The sequence below is a fragment of the Domibacillus sp. DTU_2020_1001157_1_SI_ALB_TIR_016 genome (assembly GCF_032341995.1).
GTDB lineage: Bacteria > Bacillota > Bacilli > Bacillales > Domibacillaceae > Domibacillus > Domibacillus indicus_A.
Genome location: NZ_CP135438.1, coordinates 1,573,188 through 1,588,321, shown reverse-complemented (window position 1 = coordinate 1,588,321; position 15,134 = coordinate 1,573,188). Strand labels below are relative to the sequence as shown.

The 15,134-nt window shown below is 40.7% G+C and carries 16 protein-coding genes; 14 read left to right on the top strand and 2 right to left on the bottom strand.

Annotation, left to right across the window (positions count from 1 at the left end):
* Positions 1 to 322: 322 nt before the first annotated feature.
* Positions 323 to 2,344 (bottom strand): CDP-glycerol glycerophosphotransferase family protein, encoded by a 2,022-nt coding sequence (locus tag RRU94_RS07450; RefSeq protein WP_315691135.1) that lies wholly within the window; start codon positions 2,342 to 2,344, stop codon positions 323 to 325.
* A 314-nt stretch (positions 2,345 to 2,658) separates the two neighbouring features.
* Here RRU94_RS07450 and tagD point away from each other — a divergent pair, with 314 nt between their 5' ends.
* From tagD to tagH, 4 genes are all read left to right on the top strand, one after another.
* Positions 2,659 to 3,057: a glycerol-3-phosphate cytidylyltransferase gene (gene tagD / locus RRU94_RS07445; RefSeq protein WP_315691134.1), complete on the top strand. Its 399-nt coding sequence runs from the start codon at positions 2,659 to 2,661 to the stop codon at positions 3,055 to 3,057.
* The gene (locus RRU94_RS07440) at positions 3,050 to 4,243 is read left to right on the top strand and encodes a CDP-glycerol glycerophosphotransferase family protein (protein WP_315691133.1); all 1,194 of its coding nucleotides are present in this window, start codon (positions 3,050 to 3,052) and stop codon (positions 4,241 to 4,243) included. The genes tagD and RRU94_RS07440 overlap by 8 nt, the downstream gene beginning before the upstream one ends.
* A 118-nt stretch (positions 4,244 to 4,361) precedes the next feature.
* Positions 4,362 to 5,192 carry an ABC transporter permease gene (locus tag RRU94_RS07435; protein WP_315691967.1) on the top strand — a complete coding sequence of 277 codons (831 nt, stop codon included), beginning with the start codon at positions 4,362 to 4,364 and terminating at the stop codon, positions 5,190 to 5,192.
* 13 nt (positions 5,193 to 5,205) lie between these two features.
* Entirely contained in the window at positions 5,206 to 6,006 is an 801-nt protein-coding gene (gene tagH, locus RRU94_RS07430) for a teichoic acids export ABC transporter ATP-binding subunit TagH (protein WP_315691132.1), read from the top strand.
* A gap of 147 nt (positions 6,007 to 6,153) precedes the next feature.
* On the opposite strand, the gene RRU94_RS07425 is transcribed toward tagH, so the two are convergent.
* Positions 6,154 to 7,233, bottom strand: a complete 1,080-nt coding sequence (locus RRU94_RS07425; RefSeq protein WP_315691131.1) for a sulfate permease — start codon at positions 7,231 to 7,233, stop codon at positions 6,154 to 6,156.
* 774 nt (positions 7,234 to 8,007) lie between these two features.
* Between RRU94_RS07425 and RRU94_RS07420 the strand changes: the two genes are divergently transcribed.
* The 10 genes from RRU94_RS07420 (at position 8,008) to RRU94_RS07375 (ending at position 15,040) form a co-directional block, all read left to right on the top strand.
* Entirely contained in the window at positions 8,008 to 8,970 is a 963-nt protein-coding gene (locus RRU94_RS07420; RefSeq protein WP_315691130.1) for a sugar-binding transcriptional regulator, read from the top strand.
* A gap of 72 nt (positions 8,971 to 9,042) precedes the next feature.
* Complete coding sequence (locus RRU94_RS07415; RefSeq protein WP_251272210.1) at positions 9,043 to 9,471, top strand: transcriptional regulator GutM; 429 nt, start codon at positions 9,043 to 9,045, stop codon at positions 9,469 to 9,471.
* 20 nt (positions 9,472 to 9,491) lie between these two features.
* On the top strand, positions 9,492 to 10,037 hold the full coding sequence (locus RRU94_RS07410) for a PTS glucitol/sorbitol transporter subunit IIC (protein ID WP_315691129.1): 546 nt from the start codon (positions 9,492 to 9,494) through the stop codon (positions 10,035 to 10,037).
* A 13-nt stretch (positions 10,038 to 10,050) separates the two neighbouring features.
* Positions 10,051 to 11,076 carry a PTS glucitol/sorbitol transporter subunit IIB gene (locus RRU94_RS07405; RefSeq protein WP_315691128.1) on the top strand — a complete coding sequence of 342 codons (1,026 nt, stop codon included), beginning with the start codon at positions 10,051 to 10,053 and terminating at the stop codon, positions 11,074 to 11,076.
* A 52-nt stretch (positions 11,077 to 11,128) separates the two neighbouring features.
* Complete coding sequence (locus tag RRU94_RS07400) at positions 11,129 to 11,494, top strand: PTS glucitol/sorbitol transporter subunit IIA (protein WP_315691127.1); 366 nt, start codon at positions 11,129 to 11,131, stop codon at positions 11,492 to 11,494.
* Positions 11,495 to 11,627: 133 nt separating this feature from the next.
* Entirely contained in the window at positions 11,628 to 12,428 is an 801-nt protein-coding gene (locus tag RRU94_RS07395; RefSeq protein ID WP_315691126.1) for an SDR family oxidoreductase, read from the top strand.
* Positions 12,429 to 12,526: 98 nt separating this feature from the next.
* Positions 12,527 to 13,210 carry a transaldolase family protein gene (locus RRU94_RS07390; RefSeq protein WP_315691125.1) on the top strand — a complete coding sequence of 228 codons (684 nt, stop codon included), beginning with the start codon at positions 12,527 to 12,529 and terminating at the stop codon, positions 13,208 to 13,210.
* 66 nt (positions 13,211 to 13,276) lie between these two features.
* Positions 13,277 to 13,933 carry an HAD family hydrolase gene (locus tag RRU94_RS07385; RefSeq protein ID WP_315691124.1) on the top strand — a complete coding sequence of 219 codons (657 nt, stop codon included), beginning with the start codon at positions 13,277 to 13,279 and terminating at the stop codon, positions 13,931 to 13,933.
* 184 nt (positions 13,934 to 14,117) lie between these two features.
* Positions 14,118 to 14,549, top strand: coding sequence for a hypothetical protein (locus RRU94_RS07380; protein WP_315691123.1), 432 nt, complete (start codon positions 14,118 to 14,120; stop codon positions 14,547 to 14,549).
* Between the two features lie 77 nt (positions 14,550 to 14,626).
* On the top strand, positions 14,627 to 15,040 hold the full coding sequence (locus RRU94_RS07375) for a hypothetical protein (protein WP_315691122.1): 414 nt from the start codon (positions 14,627 to 14,629) through the stop codon (positions 15,038 to 15,040).
* The last annotated feature ends 94 nt before the right edge of the window (positions 15,041 to 15,134 follow it).

Genomic DNA, 15,134 nt, shown 5'->3' with positions numbered 1-15,134 from the left:
GGCAGGCTTCACTAAGTGTTATTAAACATCAGTAAGCATGGACTGAATAGACATTTTCTCTTTTTTAAACAGAAAGATATGACCTTATTAGCTCCATACAATCTTGTCGCAAGCCACTTGGCGGCGGGAGGGCGGCGCAGACTCCTATGGGACGAGCGAGCAGCTGAGACCGGTGGAGCCGACAGGCGAAGCCGGGCTCAGCGCCTGCCCCATGGAAAGCGGAGCTGCCTGGACGCCGCCGATCCACCCTATTCATGTGCACAATCATCCATATCATTTGTCTACAGTTTAAAAGAACCGGTCTCGAATAGCCGGTTCTTTTTTAGCGTAAAAAGATTTGTTCCACGACTTTGCGGGTGGAATTTCCTTCTTCTAAGTAACAAAACTTTTCATAAAAGGAATCAAGCTTTGTGGATGGCTGAAATCCGTTTTCTTTGATTTTTCGGATTGCTTGAATCACTTCTTCCGTTGTTTTTACCAGTGGGCCCGGTGCTTCCTGCTCAAAATCAAAGTAAAAACCGCGAAGATGATCCCTGTACTGGTCAATATCGTATACGTAGAAAAGCATTGGCCGCTTTAAGTTGCCGTAATCGAAAAACACAGATGAATAATCGGTCAGTAAAATATCGGCCATCACGTATAATTCACGGATATCTTCATGATGGGAGACATCATAAGCGAAATCTTTATAAGGCGTTAAATCCAGATTTTCAGACACCAGATAGTGCAGGCGGGTAAGAATTACAAACTCTTCACCCAGCTGCTCTTTCATTAAATCAAGATTCAGCTGGAGATCAAAACGATAGCGGCCTTTCGCATAAAATTGGTTATCCCGCCAGGTTGGCGCATATAAAATCACTTTTTTATGCCGGGGAATCCCATAAGCGGCTGACAGCTTTTCAACCGTTTCCTCCTTCTCATGATTGCAAATAAAATCGTTTCGCGGATAGCCTGTTTCCAATATTTCTTTATCGAATTGAAACGCTCTTCGAAAAATTTGGGTTGAATAGGCATTAGGAGAAATTAAATAATCCCAGTTTTTTGCTTCTTGAATGAAATTTTTTTTGTAATTTTCAGCCGTCGTGCCGGGTATATATACTTCATCCATATCTGCCGCCAGCCGTTTTAACGGAGTGCCGTGCCATGTTTGAAGATAAAGTGTTTGTTTTGGTTTGGGAAGCCATCCAGGCATCCGGCTGTTAGTCACCCAAAAGCGGGCCCGCGGCATGATCAAAAGCCATTTAAGAGAAAAGCGGCGGATGCAGCGTACATTCTTATCTTGAAAATGATGAAGGTGCTTCCTGTCCGCACTCCAATACAATTTATAAGGGAAATTGTGCTGCTGCAAATATTCATAAATAGCACGGGGATTATCGCTGAATTGTTTCCCTAGAAAGCTTTCAAATACAACGACATTTTTATTGACCGGAAGTTTGCCAATCCAATAAAAAGCATTTTTATAGAGCTGTTTGACGAGAGTATGTCTTTTTATAAAGACGACCCTTTCCTTCATTTTCGCTTTTACATTTTTCTTCACATCAAAGTCAAGGATCTGAATGGTTAATTGTCCGCTTTTTTTCGTTCTCGTGATCGAAATTTCTTTCTTTTGACCATTTACATTTTTAACGAGCACTTTTTTGGTAAAACGGAGAGTTTTAAGCTTGATAGGAGTTGTCTCCATTTTGATGTTCCTGTTGCCCTCAGCATAGGAAAATTCAATTCGAGCTTTTAGTATGACCGCTTCACTATGTTTTGCAAGAAGCGCTTCAATCGGGACGGCTGCTTCATAAACAACTAAAGGCAGATAGTCTTCTCCATTTGATGAGAAACGACGGTAACTTATGTTTAAAGGCACTTTAATAGCATACTCATCCTCATTCGCTGACAGTATTAATGTTCCTGTCAGCTTGTCAGGCCGTTTGAGCCATAAAGGGTAAACGGTATAGCCTTTTAAGGCGATATGGTGCTTGCCCATAAAATCAATTCGTTCTGCTTTTTCAATCAGCTCAGGCTGTTTTGATTTAAACGAAACATTTCCTTGATTGGTTGTAAAAGGCATCAGCATTTGGCCGTTTTTCAGAAAAAAAAGCAGCTCTAATTCCAGGCCATTACTGCACAGGCGTATTCTGTCATCGGAACGGTGGGCAATATAAACGTCCCAGTCTTTTCCTTCAGATAAAAGCTGCTCGAGGTCCGCTTCCGATAAACATGCTTGAAGCACATTTTCTCTTTCATGAGCAGCTGTTAGAGCATACTCTTTCTTTTTGGTTGTGTACCGCTCAACGAACAGCAGGGTCAAGGAGTCTAGTTCTGTTGAATCAAAGCCGGGAACCCCAATCTGCATGTATAAGCAGTGTTCGCGAAAGTAAATCGAAGTTAAAGAACAACGGGTAGGTAATCGCTTTTTTCTTATCAGAATCTTTTTCCTCCCTATGGTTAAAATTTCTGCCCTTTATTATGTACAAAATGAATAAATATATACGCTTTCTGCTTAAAGTGATTGGTTTGTCGGCTGGATATGTAATCACTTCTGTGTTTTATTTTTATAAGCTTAACCGTTAAGCCATTTTTTTCTCTTTCTCCGAATAAAAACCAATTCTTCTTCCCACAATAAGGGTTAGAAAAACGTTTTTTTACATCATGAAGGAGGGCCAGCACATGAAAAAGGTGTTAACGTACGGTACTTTTGATTTGCTGCATTTCGGGCACATTAATTTACTGAAACGGGCGAAAGCATTAGGTGACTATTTAATTGTCGGCCTTTCTACAGATGAATTTAACGAAGGAAAAAATAAAAAAGCATATCACAGCTTTGAAAATAGAAAAATGATAGTGGAATCGATCCGCTTTGTTGACGAAGCAATACCGGAAAAAAGCTGGGATCAGAAAATTGAAGATGTCATAAAACATGAGGTTGATCTGTTTGTGATGGGAGACGACTGGAAGGGACATTTTGATTTTCTTAAAGAATACTGTGAAGTCGTGTACCTGCCGAGAACCATCGGGGTTTCTACATCTCAAATCAAAAAAGATTTAAAGGCAATTCAAAATGGTTAGGGAGCTAGCCATTTTTCTTTTTCTATTTTCTTTTAAGTGGATGTTTTTCTTTTTTTCTTTTCTGCCGCTTCAAAACAAAATAACCTTTGTTGTCAGCTTTGGCGATAACAGCCGGTATGTACTCGATGAAATACGGCATCAGCATATTTCTGTGAGAGTGGCTGTTCTTTGTAAAAGAAACAAGCTTCATCTCTTCAAAGACTGTCCTGACATTGATTTGGTTGTGTTTGAAACCAATCCATTTTATGTGCTCCGCTCTATATACCATTTAGCTACATCTCGTCGTGTTCTGGTGGATAATTATTATGGGTTTCTAGCTGCCGTTCACTTTAAAAAGAGTGTAGAATGCATACAATTATGGCACGCCTCAGGTGCATTAAAGAAGTTTGGACTCCAGGATGGATCGGTCAAACAAAGAAGCGAGAGAGCCAAAAAACGTTTCTTAAAGGTGTACAGCCAATTTCATAAAGTAGTGACTGGTTCAGATCAGATGGCTGATATTTTTATCAAATCCTTTCACCTTCAAAAGAAACAGATTTTACCGTCGGGTGTCCCGCGGACCGATTTCTTTTTTGACAAAAAAGCGCTCCAAAAAGCGAAGCATAAAATAGCTGGCCAATATCCAGCCATTGAGCACAAACAAGTGATTTTGTACGTTCCTACATACCGGGATCAAGCATTAGCGCATTTTAAGCTTGAGCTGGATATTGGAAAAATGGCTGAACAGCTCGGAGGAGACTATCTATTGTTTCTACGGCTGCATCCGGCCATTCAGCAAACCACCACTTTTGGAGAGAAATATCCGGACTTTGTAGTAGATGTTTCTTCGGATCAATATGAAATTAATGAGCTGCTTGCTGTGGCGGATTATTTAATTACCGATTATTCATCAATCCCCGTCGAATTTTCACTTCTGCAAAAGCCCATAATTTTTTTTACATATGATTTAGAAGAGTATAAGCAGACCAGAGGAGTGCCAGAAGGGTTTGAAAGAGACCTTCCGGGGCCTATGGTGAGGGATACGGATTCTATTGTTCACTGCATTCAAGCGAATCATTTTGATCTCGAAGCGATTCGCAGCTACGCGGAAAAATGGAATGCATATTCCAAAGGACAATCCAGCCGTAACGTCGTACGATACTTATTTCCTGAAAAAAGCTTGTCCCAAAAGAAAACAACGCGTTAGGGCTGCCTTCTGTTAAAAGAAGCGTTATAGCCTTGCGTGATTATTTTTATAATATGGGTTTTTAGGCAATGATGGTAACAAAGTTATTATGCGTTTAAGGGAAGGATCACCTTTTATGATAAAGTCACTGATTACCATTGTAAGGGAGCAAATTCATTCTTTTTATCTTATTCTGAGACTTTCCGCTTTTGAACTGAAAAGCGCTCATACCAATAATTATTTGGGCAGGCTCTGGGAAATCTTAAATCCAGTGATTCAACTGGCCATTTACTGGCTGGTATTTGGCGTTGGGGTACGGGGAGGCCAGCAGATAACCATGGAAAATGGTATTCACGTACCTTTTTTTATTTGGATGGTAACAGGAATGATTGTGTGGTTTTTTGTGAATCCGGCTATCTCAAAGTCCTCGAAATCGATTTATTCAAGGCTGCAGCTGATCTCGAAAATGAGTTTTCCGATGAGTGCTATTCCTTCCTTTGTCATTATGGCGAATTTTTATACTCATTTAATGCTAGTAGCCATTGTCATCATTGTATTACAGTTTACGGATTTTAAGCTGTCTGTTTATTATATACAGCTGCCTTACTTTATGCTTGCCACCTTAATTTTTTTGTTAGCTCTTGCACTTATTACATCAACACTTTCGACGATCATTCGTGATGTACAGCAGATTGTTCAGTCTATTTTAAGAATGGTATTGTACATTACGCCGCTTATTTGGCATACCGACCAGCTTGTGCTGAAAGGAGTGGACATAACGTTTTTATTAAAGCTGAATCCTCTTTATTATCTGGTGGAAGGGTATAGGGCATCTCTGTTGGGGACGACATGGTATATGACGGAATATGCGCCTTACACGCTTTATTTTTGGTCTTTAATATTAGTGATGCTTTTGATTGGGTCTGCTTTACATTTGAAATTCAGAAATCGCTTTGTTGATTTCTTGTAAGCTGGAGGCAGTGATGAAAGAAACCGTTGTCGTTCAAAACGTTTACAAAAAATATAAAATGCACAAGTCCCCGAAAGAAAAGATTTTGGATGTGATCCTGCCGGGGGGCTACGGGGAAGATTTTTATGCTTTGCAAAACATTTCATTTACGGCGAAGCAAGGAGATGTTATTGGGCTGGTCGGTGTAAATGGTTCAGGAAAGTCTACTCTTTCAAATATATTAGGCGGTGTGATACCGCCTACATCCGGTACGGTTACAACAGTGGGACAGGCTTCGATCATCGCCATCTCATCGGGGTTGAACAATCAATTAACGGGCCGCGAAAATATTGAACTAAAATGTTTAATGCTCGGTTTCAAGAAAAAAGAAATACGGGAGATGGAAGCAGAAATCATTGAGTTTACTGATATCGGCAAGTTTATTGATCAGCCTGTTAAAAAATACTCGAGCGGGATGAGATCCCGTCTTGGATTTGCGATTTCTGTCACGGTAAACCCGGATATTCTCATCGTGGATGAAGCTCTTTCAGTAGGAGACCAGGTATTTGGACAGAAATCAAAAAATAAAATGTTTGAGTTTAAAGAAAAAGGAAAAACAATGTTCTTTGTCAGCCACTCAATGGGGCAGATTAAAGAGTTTTGCGATAAAGCCCTCTGGCTGGAGTATGGAGAAATAAAAGACTTTGGACCGGTAAAAGAAGTGATCCCAGCGTATGAGGCCTTTTTAAAACAGCATAAAGCGCTGTCGCCTGAAGAGCAGAAGAAGTTCCGGGAAGAAGCGATGAAAAAGCAAAGCGGTCTAGGCGCAAGTTGATCGAAAGTATAAATAAGGATTATAGATCATTTTTAAAAGAAGGAAGTATTGGATATACAGCTGGATTATTTACATGCAGCCAAAGAAGGAAGAGGATACTAAAAAAGGTTAGTCAGCTCGTGATAAGCTGGCTAACCTGAGAAAACCTTAAATTCCTTCACCCTCGTTATAAATAGAGCGTTGTTCCTCTCGCACATGCTGCGCTAATTTAATGGAACCAACCGTAGCAATAAAGACACTTAACATCACGATCAAATTGTAAATATCCATATCTACAAGCAGATTGATGAGGAAATACGAAACAACAATAGAAAACAGGGGAGAGATAATCCATATCAATAGAATTCGTTTAATAATCCCTTTTTGAAAAATGCCAAATCCTCCTTGAGCCGCCCCCACTCCAAGAATTCCACAAGTAGTCACTTGCGTAAGAGGGATAGGCAGTCCAAATACAGAGGCCACTACCACAAGCGTACCGCCTGTAAATGAAATGGCGCTACCTTCCAACAGAGACAGTTTGGTAATTTTCTTTGCATTGGTTTCCAGCACCCTGCTGCCCATCACCAGGGCCCCAATTGAAACAAATAAAGCGCCGAGCCAGAGGCCGCTATTGGTGGACATAATCCCTGCGCCAATAAGAGGGCCGACTGCATTGGCCACGTTGTTCATTCCGGCAGAAAATGCTTCCCAGCAGCCGCCAAGTATTAATAAAATAGAAAGCCCTTTTGCCCATTTCCCCTGCCCTTTTAATTGAGGCCAGCGTTTTTCCGCCCGGGAAATCAATTTTCCAGCAACAAAAGTAATAATGAAAGACGCAATAGGAACGATCACCCAAAACAATAAAATCACCAAAAGCTGATCCGTAAATAACCGGTGGTAAGCAAGACCGACGCCTACTACCGCTCCAACCGTTACCTCACTAGTCGACAGCGGAATTCCTAGAAGATTGGAGATAAATAAAGTAAGAGTTGCGCCCAAAAGAATAATAATAACGATTTTAACCGTTAACAGATCAGAAGGGATGATTCCTTTTCCAATCGTTTTTACTACTTCACCGCCGCCCAAAACGGCACCTAAAAAAGCGGCAATGGAAACTAAAATTAAAGCGGCCCGTTTTTTTATCGCGCTGGCGCCATAGGCCGCACCCATGGAAGCAGCTGTTCCGCTGGCACCAATGTTCATAGCAAAAAATAGGGCAATTCCAATAGCTGTGTACGTTAATAACATATTTTTTTCCTTTCTCTTGCGACGAAGTTAGTTTAAACAAGAACATTCAGTTTTTTCAGATCAATGTAACCAATGCGTTTCTATTGAATCTCACATCCAAATCCAAGTTAACGAATTGGAATTATGAGTTTGTAACCCTAATTATAAATGTATTTTGGAAAAACACAAAGATTATTTTTCCTCATCTTAAAAAGACGGCCGAATGTTCAGAATTCCTGCTTTTCATTGTGACCTTTCTACCTGTTATGTAGCCGCTCAGCTCTTTAGTTAATCAAAAGCAATTGGTTAATGGATAAAGAAGGTGGAAGGTCATCTATGCTGAAAGACCTTCAGTTGCCGAGTAAAAGGCATGTATGGATCCTCATTGATATTAAGTGTCTTGTAATCCATGGACCAGAAGGTAAAGCCGAAGAAGGCTATTTCAGTGGAATGCAGGTTATGCTTGGCGAACCTTGAACACGGTAAAGAAAAGATTGAGGAGTGGAAGGGAAGGTGTTTGTTAGCAGGCAGGATCGGGTTCTTTTAAGAGCCCGATTTTTTTATGGCAGTTAAAAGCAGAGTAGGATGTTAAAGGAGGGTTAAACAAAAAAAGCAATGGGAAAACTTATATTGCACAAATGACACAAAAAAATAAAAATGAGCACAAAAGTTAAAATATTGTTGACAGTGTATTTTTGAAAGCGTATACTCAACTCAAAGAAAGCACAAATGATTGATTTTAAAAAAACAATGCACATATGTGCAAATTCATACCGTCAAAGGCAGGGAAAGAAGATGGATAGCAGAGAAGAAAAAAAGCTGATGGTGAGAATTGCTCAAATGTATTACGAAGAAGATATGACACAAAGTGCCATATCAAAAGAACTGGGGATTTACCGCACATCAATCAGCCGCTGGCTTAAAAAAGCCAGGGAAGAAGGAATTGTAAATATCACAATCAAAACCGATATTGATGAAACCTTTGATTTAGAGCAGCGCATTGCCAAAATATTTAACTTGCGGGAAGTTATAATTCTGCCTGTAAAAAAAGATCAAACAGCAGCAGATAAAAAGAAAGCGGTCGCAACGGCTGGTGCTGATCTTCTCAAGAGAATTATTAAGGACGATGACGTAGTCGGCTTTGCCTGGGGAACCACCATGTCCAGCATGATCGGTGAATTTCATCATGTTGATAAAAAAGATGCCCATTTTGTTCCGCTGGTCGGCGGTCCCGGACCTATGGATACGAAATATCATGTGAATACGATTGTGTACAATATTGCAGAAGATTTTGATGGAACAGCTTACTTTATCGACGCAGCAGCAGTAGTAGAAAGAAAAGAAACAAAAGACGATATTGTTCAATCGAACTACTTCAGTAAAATAACAGAATTGTGGGATAACCTTACCATTGCTGTCGTAGGGATAGGAAATCCAAATCAATCCTCTAACCTAGTATGGGCTGGCTTTTGCGGTGATCAGGAGATTGAGGAGTTGAATCGTCAAGGTGCCATTGGAGATATTTGTTCCCGATTTTATGATATTAAAGGAACGCTTATTCGATCTGATTTATCAGAGCGGACCATCGCAATTGAAATCGAAAAGCTTCGGGGTATTCCGTATTCTATAGGTGTAGCAGAATCGATTGAAAAAGCGCCCTCTATTATTGGGGGATTAAGAGGGGGATTTATTAATACACTTGTCACCACTGAAGAAACAGCTGAGGAAATGCTTCGTCTAATAGAGCAGGAAAAGTAATTCTGCTTTAACAATACGGTAGAAAAAGAGCTTCAGCAGAAGTATTCTGCTATCAAGAAAGGAGGGTCCACTATGTTATGGTATGTGATTGTATTGATTGGTTTGTCCTGGCTTATGCAAAGCTTTTTCGGCTTTATGCAGATCAGGCATTTCAATAGGAAATATGCAGAAATGCGGCAGCTTGGCAGAGTAGCCATTGGCAAAAAAACAGGGCTTTTTAAAGCAGGAACTGTTGTAATGTTCGCCATTGACCGGCGAAACAACATTCTAAAAGCGGCCAAAATGCAAGGAGTAACGGTACTTTCCAGAGTCAAAACATTAAAAGGATTTGAAGGAAAAAACCTCTTGCATTTAAATGAAGGGGATTTCCATTCCGTAAACAAGCTGACTCGATCAGCCATCGAGGATGCTTTAAATAGCTACCACATTATCTCTAAAGGAGGTGAGTTAAAGGTTAAAAAGGGCTGGATTGACTTACTTTTATCTAGAAAAAACAAATAAATATTTATGAGGTGAAACAGATGAATTGGCTTGTAAATGCAGCTGACGGCTTTATGAATTTATTTAGAGCAGGCGCTGAAACCTTTGTGGATTTAGTCACGGGGATTGTGCCCCTTCTCATTATGCTTTTGGTGGCAATGAACGCGCTTATCCGGTTGGTTGGGGAAGAAAAGGTTGAGCGGATCGCAAGAAAATCAGGTAAAAATCCATTTACACGCTATTTTGTTCTTCCTGTTGTTGGAACCTTCATGCTGGCTAACCCGATGACATTATCATTAGGAAGATTTTTACCGGAAAAGTACAAGCCAAGCTATTATGCGGCAGCTTCCTACTCCTGCCACACGCACAATGGACTTTTCCCGCACGTTAATCCAGGAGAACTATTTGTATTCTTAGGAATTGCCGCTGGGATTACAACACTTGGCTTTGAAACTACTGAACTGGCGCTTCGTTATTTCTTGGTAGGGATCTTCACAAACTTCCTAAGAGGCTGGGTAACAGACCTGACTACTCATTTCGTGGCGAAACAGCAGGGTGTAAAACTGAAAGAAACAGTAGACCTGTAAGGAGGGAAAAACAATGGCTCAAACAGCAACGAAGTATAATTCAGTTATTGTTGAGGCAGGACCAGGCGGATTTGGCGGTCCTTTAATAATCACACCAACAGAGGAAAAAAATAAAGTGGTATACGTAACAGGCGGAACAAAGCCGGATATAGCGGATCGAATTGCTGAACTGACAGGGTGTGAGTTAGTAGATGGCTTTAAAACAAGTGTACCTGAAAATGAAATGGCATGCGTCATCATTGACTGTGGAGGAACACTCCGCTGCGGACTGTACCCGCAAAAAAGAATTATGACGATTAATATTATGCCAACTGGACAAAGCGGCCCGTTAGCAAAACACATTACCGAAGATATCTATGTTTCGGGTGTAAAACCGCAAAACATTCAATTACATGATGGTGCTGCAACACCTTCTGTATCGGAAAGTAGTTCTGCTAACGGACAAATTGAAAAAAATATTTCTAAACCTAAGTATAGCGCAGATAAGAAAATTAGTGAACAACAAAAGCCTAAAGGCTTTATAGCCAGGGTGGGTATGGCGATGGGTTCCATTGTCAACGTCTTTTATCAAGCCGGCCGTGACACGATCGATACGATCATTAAAACAATTTTACCGTTTATGGCATTTGTCGCTATGTTGATTGGTGTGATTAAGGCATCTGGTGTTGGTGACTTGTTTGCCAACTATTTATCACCATATGCTGGTTCTTTACCTGGTCTTCTATTAATATCACTCATTTGCTCATTTCCATTGCTGTCCCCTTTCTTAGGGCCAGGAGCGGTTATTTCGCAGGTAATTGGAACATTAATCGGCGTAGAAATTGGAAAAGGGAACATTCCGCCGCATCTTGCACTGCCGGCTCTTTTCGCGATCAACTCCCAGGCTGCAGCTGACTTTGTGCCGGTTGGATTGGGATTAGCAGAAGCAGAAACGGAAACGGTTGAAGTCGGTGTGCCATCTGTCTTGTATGGACGTTTTTTAACCGGAGCTCCAACCGTGTTTATTGCCTGGCTTGCAAGCTTTGGATTATATGAATAAAAAAGTAGATTCTTTATAACATCATAGATACTCAAAAATGGAGGCGTATTATATGCAAACAATTTATGAAACTCAAATTAACGGATTAGGTTCTGAGGTAGCAGCTTTTCTTGGAGAAAAAATGTTTATTTTGTTTGGAGCAAATGCGCCAAGTGAATTAGCGGATTATTGCCTGTTAATTGATGTAAATGATATTAACGATGAAATCGAAAAGGGAGATACTTTCGTAATGGGTGGCCAGCCATACACCATTACAGCTGTAGGAGATGTAGTGAAAAAGAATTTAGGTTCTCTTGGGCATATTACACTGAAATTTGATGGCGCTGAAACAGCGGATCTGCCAGGGACATTGCACCTTGAGAAATCAGATATCCAAGTACCTGCAGCAGGAACAACCATTCAAATTGTAAAAAAATAATTTATTTAAATGGTTAATAGATAAACACAAAATGAGGGTTTTCCTGGCGATGTCCAGCAAAAACCTTCTAAAAAGAATAAGGATAAAAAATTACAAACACGTGTCTGTTTATAAAGAAAGAGGAGGAAATAAAATGAGTAATTCATGGCTTGAATTAGAAAACAAAGTAGCAATTGTGACAGGGGGTGCTTCTGGAATTGGCGCGAAAATTACAGAAAATTTAGTAAACAACGGTGCGAAGGTCATTGTCTCTGATATTAATGTAACGACAGGTGAGCAGGCAGATGGCACTTATCACATTCAATGTGATGTAACGAATAAAGAAAGCGTTGAAAGTATGGTGGCAAAAGCAACGGAATTGTTTGGAACCGTCGATATTTTGGTTAATAATGCAGGCGTCAACCTGCCTCGCTTGTTGGTAGATGCCAGAGGAGAAAAGGTACAATACGAGTTAAATGAAAAAGATTTTGATTTTATGGTCGCCATCAATCAAAAAGGTCCTTATCTTTGTGCGCAGGCAGCCGGAAGAGTGATGGTGAAGAATAATAAAGGCGTCATTATTAATATTTCTTCCGAAGCAGGAATGGAAGGCTCAGCTGGGCAAAGTGTTTACTCAGCTACAAAAGGAGCTGTCAATGGCTTTACACGTTCCTGGGCAAAAGAGCTCGGTAAATTTAATATTCGTGTTGTAGGAGTGGCGCCAGGAATTAACGAGCAAACAGGATTAACAACGGATGCCTATAATGAAGCACTGGCATACACACGCGGCGTAACGGTAGCAGGTTTGGGAACGGATTACAGCAAAGCCATTCCGCTTGGACGCCCTGGAAAGCTGGATGAAATTGGTGAACTCGTTACATATCTGGCTTCAGATCGTGCCAGCTATGTGACAGGCACAACAGTAAATATATCAGGTGGAAAATCACGCGGCTAAATCGCTTGGGGTAGTCTTTAACTGCTAAAGTAAGTAAATCAGTGTATGATGAGAGTAACTGGAAAAGTTACTCTCTTTATTTTAAAAGAGGTGAGAATATGTTACTCGTTATTGATTCAGCAAATATAGAAAGCATTCAGGACCTCGCCGAATGTTTTCCGGTTGATGGGGTGACAACTAATCCGGCTATTATTACGAAAGAAAAGAAGCCTTTTCTTCCGCTGCTAAAAGAGATCCAATCGATCATTGGCAAAGAGAGGATGCTTTTTGTTCAAGTATTGCAGGAATATGCTGAAGAAATGGTGAAAGAAGCTGTCTATTTAAAAGAAGAAATCGGCGGGAACCTCTATATAAAAATCCCTGTAACAGCAGAAGGCATCAAAGCAATCAAACAATTAAAGCAACAAGGAATACGGACACTTGCCACGGCTATCTACACGCCGATGCAGGCGCTCGTAGCGGCAAAAGCCGGAGCTGACTTTGTCGCTCCGTATGTGAACCGTATTGATAATCTGGCAGGTGACGGGGTTCAGGTGGTAAGAGATATCGTCGAGGCATTTGACCGCTGCCAGCTGCCCTGCCAGGTGCTGGCTGCCAGCTTTAAAAACACACAGCAGGTGCATGGAGTAGGTTTAGCCGGCGTACATGGTGTAACAGCGGGTCCGAAGATTCTTAAATCGTTAGTAGAACATCCAGTCACTGAATCAAATGTTAAACAGTTTGTAGAGGACTGGAAACTGTTTTATGGTGAAGCATGTGATAGTGTCATCCATACTCAGTAAGAAGGGTACATATTTGAGGCAGGGCAAAAAATAGGCATTTGATTTTAAAGAGAAAGGGTGTAGAACATGATTAAAGGCGTTATTTTTGATTTCGACGGACTGATTTTGGATACAGAGCTCCATGAATATGAAGTGCTTCAGGAGATTTTTCAGGAGCACGAGTGTGATTTGCCGCTCAGTAAATGGGCAGAATTAGTCGGGACCAAATCTGATTTTGACCCTTTCGTTTTTATGGAGAGCCAGCTGAACAGGCAGCTTGATCATGAGGCACTCAGAAAGCTGAGAACAGAACGATTTGATCAGAGAATTGCTTCTGAGAGGGCACGGCCTGGCGTAGAAGCGTATTTGGCTTCTGCGAAAGTGCTTGGCTTAAAAGTTGGTTTGGCGTCAAGCTCTGATTCCAATTGGATTTCCACTCATTTAGGAAACTTAGGCCTGCTTGAACATTTTGAATGCATTCGCACAGCGGATGATGTAGAAAACGTGAAACCGGACCCTGCACTTTATTTGCAGGCAGCGGAGTGTCTCGGCTTAAAACCGGAAGAGTGCCTTGTATTTGAGGACTCTGCAAATGGGGCCCTTGCTGCAAAAAGAGCGGGGATGTGCTGTGTGATTATACCGAATCAGGTGACGAGCGGCCTGTCTTTTTGCGAAGTGGACCATCGCCTCGCTTCCATGGAAGAAATGCCTCTTGATGAGCTGATTCGCTTCCTTCATAAATAAATAGGGAACACATTCATTTTCGGAAAAGCTTTATGACAGAGATCTGTCATAAAGCTTTTTTTATTTAGAAGACCAAATAGCTGTTTTTTTACAGGGAAATATCTGTCTTATACCCTGCGCATATACATTTAAGGTTTTGTTATTTATGGTAATATTGGTAAAAAGATAAAATGAGGTATTGAAGTTGAGAAATCATTTATTTGCTTTGTATGCATGTGTGGTAATCATTGCTTTCCTCTCTGCTTGTGCTTCTGGTACAAATGAAAATGCCGATGAAGGTCTCCTGTTTAAAGGTCAGGGAGAAAACTGGGAAGCAGAAGTTTATACAGGCAAAATAATAGAGCCTGAAGTAAAGGGAACGGAGCCTTACGTATATCTTAAACCGAGAGGTGGAGCGTCTACAGAAATAAAAGGTGTTGAATATAAGCTGGAGTCTGATCAAGGAAGTTTTAGCGGAGGAGATATTTCTTTCAATGAACAAGGAGAAATTTCTTTCAAAGATGAAAAGATCACGAAAACAGTCGCTTCAGAAAGTGAGGAAGTCACCTTGACACTAGATTGGCTCGTAGACCATCAGCAGAAAACAGAAGTGATTATTTTAACAAAAAAGAATTAAGAAGAAGGACTCCTGGTTTTTGGAAATAGATCATAATTTAATATTTGTAAGGTTTGCATAAAGGAGGGGAGAATACCGTGTCACCCAATGCGATTGTAACCTGTTTTTTCATGGTGCTGCCTATTTTGATTCTGTCGCTTGTCGCATTATTTTATTCGAGGAAAAGAAGCGTTTTTTTAGCGCTGGCCCTTTTGATAAGTACAACGGAAGTCATTTATTTGATAGGAGAAAAAGACACAGAAAAAAGAACGATTATGGAAAACATGGGTACGGTAGAAACGCATCTGCGGGAAAGATATCCAGGTGAACAGTGGTTTATTAGAAGAGAGGAAGGAGTCTCTCTTAATCATGGAGGAATAGAAGTGATTTTCCTTAATGAACTGGACAAAGGGTATACCTACTACGTAGAGGGAGGCAAGGTGAAGCAGGATGGCGGTTTTTCCGAAGAGGGTGCTGACAAGGAATGGAAGCATTATGAAGAGGAATCTTAATCTTTTAGCCAGGCGCTAGATTTCTGAATATAAAATAGCCTATAAAAGAAAGAGGATAGAATTTTTTAGTGCTTTTTGGGCGGAATAACGTGGT

Coding starts and splice junctions, on each gene's coding strand:
- RRU94_RS07425 (WP_315691131.1), bottom strand. CDS start 7,233: ATGTTATTAACGTACACAGCTATTGGAATTGCCCTATTTTTTGCTATG.
- RRU94_RS07405 (WP_315691128.1), top strand. CDS start 10,051: ATGGCTCAAACAGCAACGAAGTATAATTCAGTTATTGTTGAGGCAGGA.
- RRU94_RS07410 (WP_315691129.1), top strand. CDS start 9,492: ATGAATTGGCTTGTAAATGCAGCTGACGGCTTTATGAATTTATTTAGA.
- RRU94_RS07400 (WP_315691127.1), top strand. CDS start 11,129: ATGCAAACAATTTATGAAACTCAAATTAACGGATTAGGTTCTGAGGTA.
- tagH (WP_315691132.1), top strand. CDS start 5,206: ATGAAAGAAACCGTTGTCGTTCAAAACGTTTACAAAAAATATAAAATG.
- RRU94_RS07440 (WP_315691133.1), top strand. CDS start 3,050: ATGGTTAGGGAGCTAGCCATTTTTCTTTTTCTATTTTCTTTTAAGTGG.
- tagD (WP_315691134.1), top strand. CDS start 2,659: ATGAAAAAGGTGTTAACGTACGGTACTTTTGATTTGCTGCATTTCGGG.
- RRU94_RS07390 (WP_315691125.1), top strand. CDS start 12,527: ATGTTACTCGTTATTGATTCAGCAAATATAGAAAGCATTCAGGACCTC.
- RRU94_RS07395 (WP_315691126.1), top strand. CDS start 11,628: ATGAGTAATTCATGGCTTGAATTAGAAAACAAAGTAGCAATTGTGACA.
- RRU94_RS07450 (WP_315691135.1), bottom strand. CDS start 2,344: ATGCAGATTGGGGTTCCCGGCTTTGATTCAACAGAACTAGACTCCTTG.
- RRU94_RS07415 (WP_251272210.1), top strand. CDS start 9,043: ATGTTATGGTATGTGATTGTATTGATTGGTTTGTCCTGGCTTATGCAA.
- RRU94_RS07385 (WP_315691124.1), top strand. CDS start 13,277: ATGATTAAAGGCGTTATTTTTGATTTCGACGGACTGATTTTGGATACA.
- RRU94_RS07420 (WP_315691130.1), top strand. CDS start 8,008: ATGGATAGCAGAGAAGAAAAAAAGCTGATGGTGAGAATTGCTCAAATG.